We start from the raw sequence: 1,747 nt of genomic DNA on the forward strand, positions 1-1,747 counted from the left end.
ATGTAAATTCTGGTGAAAGTGACCAGTATATTCTGGTTTAAAGTGACCAGTGTAAATGAGGTTTAAAAGCACGGTCAAAAAGTAGTTACTAAAGTACTAAAATAATGGTGTTATTGTTTCCTTTTTTATTTTCTTTTCACTTATTATATTTTTCTTTCGAAGGGATTCTCCTTTAAGTTCTATTCTTAAAGAATTGTGTACCATTCTATCAAGTATTGCATCAGCAATAGTTTGTTCACCGATGACCTCGTGCCAAGTACTTACAGGAAGTTGCGAAGCGATTATGGTAGAACGTTTTCCGTGTCGGTCTTCGATTATTTCCATAAAAAAATCGCGTTTATGATTGTCTAAAGCTTGCAATCCAAAGTCGTCTATAATAATCAGATCTTGTTTTTCGATTCGGTCTATTTCTTTGTGATACGATCCATCGGCTTTAGCCATTTTTAGTTTTGCAAATAATTTTCCTGCACTAAAATACATCACTTTATAGCCGTTCATACAGGCTTTATAGCCAATTGCAGAGGCTATAAAACTCTTTCCGACGCCTGTTGAACCTGTAACTAAAACATTCTGTTTCTGCTCGATAAAATCACAAGAAGATAGTCGTGCAATGGTGTTTTTATCAAGGTTTCGGGTTGTACTTGCGGTAATTTCTTCCATATAGGCTTTGTAGCGGAACTTTGCTGTATTTATCAAACGTTCCACTTTTCTGTTTTCTTTATCATCGAACTCGGAGTCGATTAAAAACGCAATCAATTCGTCGTTGGTGTAAGAAGCACTTCCTAATTCTAAAGTGCTTGCAAAAGCTCTATGCATGCCATAAAGCTTTAAATTTTTCATTTTGTCTAAGGTGTTCTGATTCATTTGTTTTGTTTTTAAATTATTTAATTATTCGTAATACTTTCCTCCTCTGATGTTGCGGTGTTTTGGTAACTTTTTTTCTTGGTAAAGTTCCTCATCGTGGAACTGATCCAATCCTTTATCTAAAATATCCAGGATACTTTTATAATTGTATCTTCCGTAATCTGACGCGCGTTTACAGGCATTCTCTAAGCGTATTTCACCCACTTTTTTGGCTAATGATAAAATACCGATACAGGATTTATACGATTGTTCTGGATGATGTTTTTTCTCTAAAACCTTAGCGATGTAATGCTCTGTATACTCGCCAATATTACGTGCCCAACTGATAAATCTGTTCGGATTCCAATCAGACATATACTGATAAGATGAGGGCAAATGCTCTTTTTGAGTGGTGTAACCGTATTTAGAATAAACTCTATTATGGAAGGCTATTCTACGTTGTTCATGGTAAACTTCGACTACATTTTTGCTGTACATCAACAATACTTTTTTCCCGATATATGCAAAAGGTACACTATAATAATGCTTGTCCTTACTTAAATATACATGACTGTTTTTCTGAACCGTACCACGGCTAAAGTCTTTGGGTTGGTACTGTATTTCAGGTAAAGGCATCAACTCTGCGCGTTCTATTTCTTCAAAAAGTGCTCTACGTGATATTTTTTCCTTTTTTAACGGTTGGTTGTTATGGAGGTCAACAAGTTCTCTAATGGCTTCATTTAAACTTTTTAAATCAAAGAATTGTTTGTTACGTAGTGGGGCGAATACTCTTCTGTAAGTGATTTTTACCGCATTTTCTACTAAAGCTTTATCTTTGGGATGATAGGCCCTGGTTGGAAGAATGGTTGTATTATGGTAAAGTGCAAAGTCTTGAAGACTATCT

Annotated in this window: 1 protein-coding gene and 1 pseudogene; both read right to left on the bottom strand. The window is 35.2% G+C overall.

The features are described 5' to 3' along the window. Nucleotides 1-96: 96 nt before the first annotated feature. Entirely contained in the window at nt 97-864 is a 768-nt protein-coding gene (istB, locus tag H4K35_RS15490; RefSeq protein WP_182628803.1) for an IS21-like element helper ATPase IstB, read from the bottom strand. Between the two features lie 24 nt (nt 865-888). Then, nucleotides 889-1,747, bottom strand: a pseudogene (locus H4K35_RS15495) (IS21 family transposase); the annotation flags it as partial.

Source organism: Myroides sp. NP-2 (assembly GCF_014145665.1).
In the GTDB taxonomy this organism is placed as follows: domain Bacteria; phylum Bacteroidota; class Bacteroidia; order Flavobacteriales; family Flavobacteriaceae; genus Flavobacterium.